Source organism: Kitasatospora sp. NPDC057198 (genome assembly GCF_042670125.1).
Classification (GTDB): Bacteria; Actinomycetota; Actinomycetes; order Streptomycetales; family Streptomycetaceae; genus Kitasatospora.
The window spans coordinates 1-7,859 of the sequence record NZ_JBHUWH010000372.1 but is presented as its reverse complement, the minus strand read 5'-3'; the positions used below and the strand labels follow the sequence as shown (position 1 = coordinate 7,859).

The 7,859-nt window shown below is 75.2% G+C and carries 7 protein-coding genes; 5 read left to right on the top strand and 2 right to left on the bottom strand.

Going from position 1 to position 7,859, the window contains the following annotated elements; genetic code table 11:
- Positions 1 to 37 precede the first annotated feature (37 nt).
- Positions 38 to 1,117 carry a glycoside hydrolase family 19 protein gene (locus tag ACFUEL_RS30370; protein ID WP_380239986.1) on the bottom strand — a complete coding sequence of 360 codons (1,080 nt, stop codon included), beginning with the start codon at positions 1,115 to 1,117 and terminating at the stop codon, positions 38 to 40.
- A 226-nt stretch (positions 1,118 to 1,343) separates the two neighbouring features.
- The gene (locus ACFUEL_RS30365) at positions 1,344 to 1,922 is read right to left on the bottom strand and encodes a hypothetical protein (RefSeq protein WP_380239985.1); all 579 of its coding nucleotides are present in this window, start codon (positions 1,920 to 1,922) and stop codon (positions 1,344 to 1,346) included.
- Positions 1,923 to 2,091: 169 nt separating this feature from the next.
- Between ACFUEL_RS30365 and ACFUEL_RS30360 the strand changes: the two genes are divergently transcribed.
- From ACFUEL_RS30360 to ACFUEL_RS30340, 5 genes are all read left to right on the top strand, one after another.
- Positions 2,092 to 2,856 (top strand): enoyl-CoA hydratase family protein, encoded by a 765-nt coding sequence (locus ACFUEL_RS30360; protein ID WP_380239984.1) that lies wholly within the window; start codon positions 2,092 to 2,094, stop codon positions 2,854 to 2,856.
- A gap of 86 nt (positions 2,857 to 2,942) precedes the next feature.
- A complete protein-coding gene (locus ACFUEL_RS30355) occupies positions 2,943 to 3,713 on the top strand; it encodes an acyltransferase (RefSeq protein WP_380239983.1) in 771 nt (256 codons plus the stop codon).
- A gap of 57 nt (positions 3,714 to 3,770) precedes the next feature.
- Positions 3,771 to 5,378, top strand: coding sequence for an SMI1/KNR4 family protein (locus ACFUEL_RS30350; RefSeq protein ID WP_380239982.1), 1,608 nt, complete (start codon positions 3,771 to 3,773; stop codon positions 5,376 to 5,378).
- Positions 5,375 to 6,949 carry an SMI1/KNR4 family protein gene (locus ACFUEL_RS30345; protein WP_380239981.1) on the top strand — a complete coding sequence of 525 codons (1,575 nt, stop codon included), beginning with the start codon at positions 5,375 to 5,377 and terminating at the stop codon, positions 6,947 to 6,949. The genes ACFUEL_RS30350 and ACFUEL_RS30345 overlap by 4 nt, the downstream gene beginning before the upstream one ends.
- A 248-nt stretch (positions 6,950 to 7,197) precedes the next feature.
- Positions 7,198 to 7,800 carry a hypothetical protein gene (locus tag ACFUEL_RS30340; RefSeq protein WP_380239980.1) on the top strand — a complete coding sequence of 201 codons (603 nt, stop codon included), beginning with the start codon at positions 7,198 to 7,200 and terminating at the stop codon, positions 7,798 to 7,800.
- Positions 7,801 to 7,859: the final 59 nt, after the last annotated feature.

Here is a 7,859-nt window from a genome sequence, read left to right as displayed (position 1 = left end):
GTGCTGGCCCCGGTCGGGGCCCGTTCCGGTCGGTGGGTCAGCAGCTCAGGTTGGAGCCGGTGGGCACGCCGAGGATGGCGGTGAAGCTGGTGTAGGCGTTGACGCGGCTCTGGACCTGGGCGGGGTTGCCGCCGTTGCACTCCAGCGAGCCGTTGATGGAGCGGATGGTCTCGCCGAAGCCGTTGCCGTTGACCATGGCGTTGTGCGCGGTCATGGTGCCGGGGCCGTTCTGGGTCATCCAGTACCAGATGCCGGTCTTCCAGGCGACGGCCGCGTCGGTCTGCACCAGGTTCGGGTTGTGCAGCAGGTCGATGCCGAGCGCGTCGCCGGCGGCCTTGTAGTTGAAGTTCCAGCTGAGCTGGATCGGGCCGCGGCCGTAGTAGGCGGCCTGTCCGGCCGGGCAGCCGTAGGGCTGGGTGGTGTCGCAGTAGTGCGGGTAGTTGGCGGTGTTCTGCTCGACCACGTACACCAGGCCGCCGGTCTCGTGGCTGATGTTGGCCAGGAAGGCCGCGGCCTCCTGCTTCTTCACCGTGTCCGAGCCGGTGCCCGCGAACGCCGGGTAGGCGTTCAGCGCCGCGACCAGGCCGGAGTAGGTGTAGAAGGAGTTCCGGTTCGGGAACATCTGGTTGAACTGGGCCTCGGAGACCACGAACCCGCCCGGGTTGGGGGTGGTGGCGGACGCGCTCGGGCTCGGGGTGTCCGAGTTGCAGGTGGTCGGGCTCCAGTACCAGGTGGAGACGGTCGGGTCGTAGCCCGGGTTGTCGTGGGTGGCCACGTAGTACTGGCCGTTGGGCGCGTACTTGACGACCGTGCCGGTGGTGTACTGGGTGCCGGCCACCCAGACCGACAGCTCGCACGCCCGCGGGGTGGAGCTCGGGCTCGGGCTGCTGCCGGTGCCGGTCGAGGCGCTCGGGCTCGGGCTGGTGCCACCGCCGCCGCAGGCGCCCTGGTCGGACCAGACGCCGGAGCCGCCGGTGCTCGGCGTCTCGCCCTGGGTCCACCACTTGGCGTTCCAGTTGTGCCCGTTGTACGAGGCGGACGTGCCGCCGGTGTACACCTGCGACGCCGAGTACGGGGCCGCGCAGGTTGCGGCCGCGGTCGACGTGGCGGGCAGCATGACGGCCAGGCCGGTCGCGGCCAGCGCGCCGGTCAGCAGCGCGGCGACCTTGCCGCGGCGCGGGCGGGCGCGGTGGGCCGGCCGGTGGGTGGTGCGGGTGTGGGACATGCGGCCACTCCTTGTGGGGGAACGAGCGGGGTAGCCAGCACTCAAGCGACCTTGTCCGTTAACTGTCAATAGGTCTAGACCTTAAGGGAATCGGGGACGTGTACGGATCTTCGCGCGGTCAGCAGCGCAGCCCGACGACGCCCCAGCCGCGGCGCTCCGCCTCCGTGACCACCTCTCCCCACCCGGCCAGCAGCCCGGCGAACTCCTCGAAGGTGCCGACCCGTCCCGTGCCGTCCACGGCGTGCCGCTCGAACGGCTCGCGCAGGTCCGCCATGCCGGGCGCCGCCCGCCGCCACCACCCGGCGACCGCCGGCACCCGGTCGGGCGGGCAGTACAGCAGCAGGTCCGCGTCCCAGGGGCACACCTGCTCCGGGGGCTCCTCCGGTCCGGGCCGGAACAGCGCGCCGGTGAACCGGTCCAGCACCCCGCGCACCTCCGGCGTGAGGAACGGCCGCAGGAGGTCCCAGCGGTGGCCGGCCCAGAAGTGCGGCTTGTACGAGCCGAGCGTGCCGCGGAAGGCGTACCCGCCGTACCAGCCCCCGTCCGGGTGCGCGGGCCACCACCAGCCGTGCCCGTCGGGCCCGCGGCCGTCCTCCGCCTCCAGGGCGGCGTCGATCAGCAACTCCTCCCGCTCGCCGGGATCCGCCGCCTCCACCCGCGCCCAGTCCACGACCAGCACGTCCACCCCCACGCCCATGGCGGCAGTCTAGGAGGCGCGGCCGCGGGGGCGTGGGCGGTGCGGTCGCGGGTGGGGTCGCGGTCGCGGCGCCGGGAAGATCGGGTACTGGCCAGTAGGGCCACCGTGTGCCAGGGTGCAGACGACGCCCCGTCCGACCCACCCTCAGCCGGAAGGCAGGCCAGGCCCGATGACCCTCGAAGCCCCCCTCGTCCGCGGCACCACCGGCGACGCCGTCGCCACCCTGGTGCTCGACTCCCCGCACAACCGCAACGCCCTCTCCACCCGGCTGATGGCCGAACTCACCGCCCACCTCGCCGACGCCGCCGCCGACCCCGGGGTGCGCGCCGTCGTCCTCGGCCACACCGGCCGGGTCTTCTGCGCCGGCGCCGACCTCTCCGAGGCCACCGGCGACGACCCCACCGCCGCCCCGCGCGGCCTGGTCGCCCTGCAACGCGCCATCGTCGACTGCCCCAAGCCCGTCATCGCTCTGGTCGACGGCCACGTCCGGGCCGGCGGGCTCGGCCTGGTCGGCTCCTGCGACCTCGCCGTCGCCGGACCGGACGCCACCTTCGCCTTCACCGAGTCCCGGCTCGGCCTCGCCCCCGCCGTCATCTCGCTGCCGCTGCGCCCCAAGCTCGACCCGCGCGCCGCCGCCCGCTACTACCTCACCGGCGAGACCTTCGACTCCGCCGAGGCCGCCCGGATCGGCCTGGTCACCGCCGCCGCCGACGACGCGGCCGCCGAACTGCGCACGATCCTGGACGCCGTCCGGCTCTGCTCCCCGCAGGGCCTGGCCGAGTCCAAGCTGCTCGCCAACGCCGCCGTCCGGGAGTCCTTCGACCGGCACGGCGAGGAGCTGGTCGCGCTGTCGGCGAAGCTGTTCGGCTCCGAGGAGGCGCAGGAGGGCATGCGCGCCTTCCTGGCCAAGCGGCCCGCGCCCTGGGCGCGCTGACCTGCCCCCGAACCGGAAGTTACCGGCCGGTGTGAGTTTGGTCCCGTTGCGGGTCACCGGACCGCACCGGCCGCTACGGTGGGCCCATGTCGATCGTCCGCAGGCTGCTCGGGCCCGTCCGCGAGCGCGCGCGCCGGACCGCCGGGCGCGCCGTGCACCGCGGCTGGCGCCTCGTCCAGGACGCGGGCGCGGTCAGCAACCGCAACCCCGGCCCGTACCGGTTCGGGGAGCTCGGCGACGGCACCAAGCTCGCCTTCCCGCTCGGCACCGTCTTCAACGAACGCTGGATCACCATCGGCCCGTTCTCCATCATCGGCGAACGCGTCACCCTCTCGGCCGGCTTCCTGCCCGGCCTCGACCTCGGCCCCGAACCGATCGTCCGGATCGGCGGCGGCTGCGTCATCGGCCGCGGCAGCCACATCGTCGGCCACCAGCGGATCGAACTCGGCGACGACGTGTGGACCGGCCCCGGCGTCTACATCACCGACCAGGCCCACGAGTACCGCGACACCGAACTGCCGATCGGCAAGCAGTGGCCCCGCAACGAGCCCGTCTCGATCGGCGCCGGTTCCTGGATCGGCACCGGCGCGGTGATCCTCCCCGGCGCCCGGATCGGCCGCAACGTGGTGGTCGCCGCCAACTCCGTGGTCGCCGGCGAAGTCCCCGACCACACCGTGGTGGCCGGCGCCCCCGCCCGCCGGGTCCGCACCTGGAACCCCGAGGACGGCTGGCAGCCCCCCATCCGCCACGCCCCGCCCAGCCCCGTCCCCGACGGCGTCACCGCCGAACAGCTCCGCGCCCTGGTCGGCTGGGACCTCCGCCTGCCCGGCGAGAGCGAGCCGCCCCCCGTGCGGTAGCCCTGTCGGAGCCGGCTGCGAACATCCGGTCGTACCCGGACGGGAGGAGCGGCTTCGGTGGAACGGCTGGAACGGGACGTGCGGGCGGTCTTCGCCCGGCTGGCGCGCAGCGCGCCCGAGGGGTGGACGGAACTGCGCCTGGAGACGGTCGACAGCCGCTACGGGCCCGGCACGTACGGCAAGTGGACGCTGGCGGACGGCAGTTGGCACGGCCTCCGGCCCGACCCGGCGGACCTCGACGCCCTCGCGGAGGCGATCGCCGCCGCGCGCGGCTGGCCGCGCGCCCGGCTGCACCTGACGCACGACCCGGCCGGGCCGTACACCCTCACCGCGATGCCGGAACCGCCCGCCACCCGGGGCCGCCTGCTGGTCCTCGACCCCGAACACGTCCACCCCGCCCCCGGCCCGGACCAGCCCGGCTCCGCCCTGCCGCCCGCCGGCGACCCGGCGCGGGCCGTCGCGCTGCTGGCCGAGTACCGGCGGCGGGTCGCCGGGATCGTCGGGTACGACGCGCCGATGCCGCCGCCCGCGACGCCCGAGCGGATCGAGGCGGCCGAACGGCGGCTGGGGCACCGCCTGCCGGACGACCTGCGGGCGCTGTACCTGGTCGCCGACGGCAGCGGCGGCGTCCAGGGCGAACTCGCACTGGACGGCATGGAGTGGCTGTCGCTCGACCAGGTGGTGGCCCGCCACGAGGACGCGCCGGAGACCGGGCACGGACAGCAGTGGGACCGGCCGGACGAGATGATCGTCATGGTGGAGCCGGGGCCGCCCGGCACCGTCCGCCGCTGCCACGACCACCCCGCCCGGGTACGCTTCCTGACCGACGGCAGCGGCAACTACCACGCGGTCGACCTCGACCCGGCCGAGGCGGGCCGTCCCGGCCAGGTGGTCGAGACCGGCGGGGACCGCTACGAGGGGCCGCTGTACGTCGCCGACTCCGTCACCTCGCTGCTGGCCGCCTGGATCGACCTGCTCGACCGGGGCGCCTACGAGGTCGAGGACGACCGCGAGGACGGCGAGGAGGTCGACCCCGAGTACCCGCCGTACCTGGACTTCACCGAACTCGTCCGCCCGCCGCGGACCGGATCGACCGCCCTCGGCCCCGACCTGCCCGCCGCCGTCACCCCCGCCCTGCAACAGGTGGCCGTCAACGGCGAGGCCGGTGCGGGCCCGCTCGACCTCGCGCCGCTCGCCGCCGCGACCGGCCTGCGGGTGCTCGGGGTTCGGCACCGCACCGTCACCGGCCTGGCCGCGCTGCGCCCGCTGCCGGTGGAGTTCCTGCGGGCCGGGTTGGACGCTGCGGGGCTGGCGCCGCTGGCCGGGCACCCGCACCTCGGCGCGCTCGACCTGGCCTGCGAGACCCCGCTGGACCTGGCGCCGCTGCGCACGCTGCCCGCGCTGTGGTGGCTGGACCTGTCGCGCTGCGCGGCGGTGCGGGACCTGGGCGTGCTGGGCGAGTTGGCCGGATTGCGGTACCTGGCGCTGACGGACGCCCAGTGGGCGCAGCTGCTGGAGCGGCACGCGCTGCCGCCCGCCCTCGCCGTCGCCCGGCTCGCGGGGGGCGACGCCACGAACGAGCGGCTCAGGGCCTGGGCCGGGCGCTTCGCTCCCGCCGGGGGCGAGCCGCTGCACGTGCACGGAACACTGGAGGTAGAAAAGTGACGGATAGCCAATTGGAGCAGGATGCAAGGGAGTTCGTCGCCGCGGTGACGGCCGGCGCCCCCGAGGGATGGACCGGCTTCGAGCTGACCGTCAAGGGCGGGCCGGGCGGCCCTGAGTGCGACGGGTGGTGGGCGGTGCCCGGCGGGGGGCCGCGGTGGATGCGGGCGGTGGCCGGGGCCGGGGAGCTGCTGGCGGCGATCGCGGCCGAACGTGGCTGGCACAGCGCCCGGTTGACGGTGCGGGGGCGGCCGGGCGGGGTGTTCGAGTTCACCGCGGAGCCCGGGACGGTGCTGTCCGGGGACACGGTCGTCCTCGACCCCGGCTACGTCCACCCGCTGCCCGAGGAGAGCACCCCCGGCTCCGCGCTGCCCCCGGCCGGGGACGCGGCCCGGGCCCTCGCCGCGCTGCGCGCCTTCCTCCGGGGCCGGGCCGAACTGCTGGGAGAGACGGAGGAGTTGGCGCCACCTGCGACGCCCGAGCAGCTGGCCGAGGCCGAACGCCGGCTCGGTCACCGGCTGCCGGACGACCTGCGGGCGCTCTACCTCACCACCGACGGCAGCGGGGGGACCACGAGCCTGATCGACGGCCGGCAGCTGCTGACGCTCGACGAGATGGTCGAGGCAGCCGAACACCTGCGCTACGCCGGGAAGTTCCGCTTCGCCTGGGACGAGCCCGGCGACGCGGTCGTCCCGCTCGGGCCCCGGCCGCACGGCGCCGTCCGCCGCTGCCACGACCACCCGGGGTGGGTGCCGTTCACCACCGACGGCAGCGGCAACCACCACGCCGTCGACCTGGCCCCGGCCGCGGCGGGCCGGCCCGGACAGGTGCTGGACATCGGGGCCGACAACTACGAGGGCCCGCTGTACGTCGCCGACTCCGTCACCTCGCTGCTCGTCCACCACCTCGACCTGCTGGAACGCGGCCACTACGCGCTCCAGGACGACTGGCCGCCCTACCTGCTGCTCGACCAGGACCCGGACGAGGAGCCGGAGGAGCCGGAGTGGAACGACGACGGGCTGCCCGAGGCCGCCGGCCCGGACCTCCAATCGGTGCGGATCACGCCCCGCGCCCCCGTCGCCCCGCTCGACCTCGCCCCGCTCGACCTCGCCCCGCTGGCCGCCGTGCCCCGGCTGCGCCGGCTCGACCTGGTGACCCGCACCGCCACCGGGCTCGGCACGCTGCGCCCGCTGCCGGTGGAGTTCCTGCGGGCCGGGTTGGACGGTGCGGGGCTGGCGCCGCTGGCCGGGCACCCGCACCTCGGCGCGCTCGACCTGGCCTGCGACACCCCGCTGGACCTGGCGCCGCTGCGCACGCTGCCCGCGCTGTGGTGGCTGGACCTGTCGCGCTGCGCGGTGGCGGACCTTGGCGCGCTGGGCGAGTTGGCCGGATTGCGGTACCTCGCGCTGACGGAGGCCCAGTGGGCGCAGCTGCTGGAGCGGGACGCGCTGCCGCCCGCCCTGGTGGCGGCGCGTTCGGTCGGGGCGGTGGCCGCGGCGGAGTGGGCGGCGCGGATCGGGCACCCGGCGGGGGAGTCGTACCGGGTGGAAGGGCTTCTGGCGGAAGGGGGTTGACGGGCCGTCGGCTGCGGCGGGTGGGCGGTTTGCGGGGGTTCGTCGGGAGTCGCGCGGGGTGCAACGACTGTCACAGCTGCGCAACGGAGGCAACCGGGAGGGGCGGATCGGCGTGGTGGGCTCCGTCGGGTCGGGCAGGATGTCCGTCCGATGGATCTTGGAAGTGAAGGTCGGGCCGCGGGGGCGCCGACGAAAACACGGCCGGATCCGCCCTGTTCACGCACACCAGTCTCCGGGGGATTCGCACGATGCGTCTCAGCCGTCTCACCGTGGCCGCCGTCCTGGCAGCCTCCGCCCTCGCCCTGACCGCCTGCGACCCGGACGGCGCCGGGTCCGACGCGGCCGCGCCGGCCGCCAGCACCGCCACCACCGCCGCTCCGACCGGATCGGCCGCCGCGCCGGCCGCGTCCGCCAGCCCGAAGCCGGCCGCGAGCACGGGAAAGTCCGCCGCCGCGGCCACCGGAAAGGCCACCAGGCCGGCCGCTGACTGCACCGCGAACGCCGGCGGCCGGACGGTGCTGGAGGCCACCGAGAACGCGTACTCCGTGCACGTCTGGATGCGGGCCAGGCCGACCACGTTCGTCTGCGGCCCCGACGTGCCGAACGACGGCTACTGGGAGCCCCGGGGCGACGCCCGGGTCTACGAGTTCGACAACGACGTCAGGACCACGCTGCTGGACGGGGACCTGAAGTCCGCGGGCGTCGACCTGACCACCTTCATGAAGGTGCAGGAAGCCTGCCTGAAGAACGCCGAGCCGGCCGCGCCGTACCGCTGCTTCGGCAACCAGTACGAGGTCGAGCTCGGCGCCCAGAACAAGGTGGTCGGCATCGCCCAGCTGTACCGCCCGTGACGGACCGCCGTCCGTGCGAGCGGACGGCAGGGCGGCGGCCCGGACGCGTGGGGGCGTCC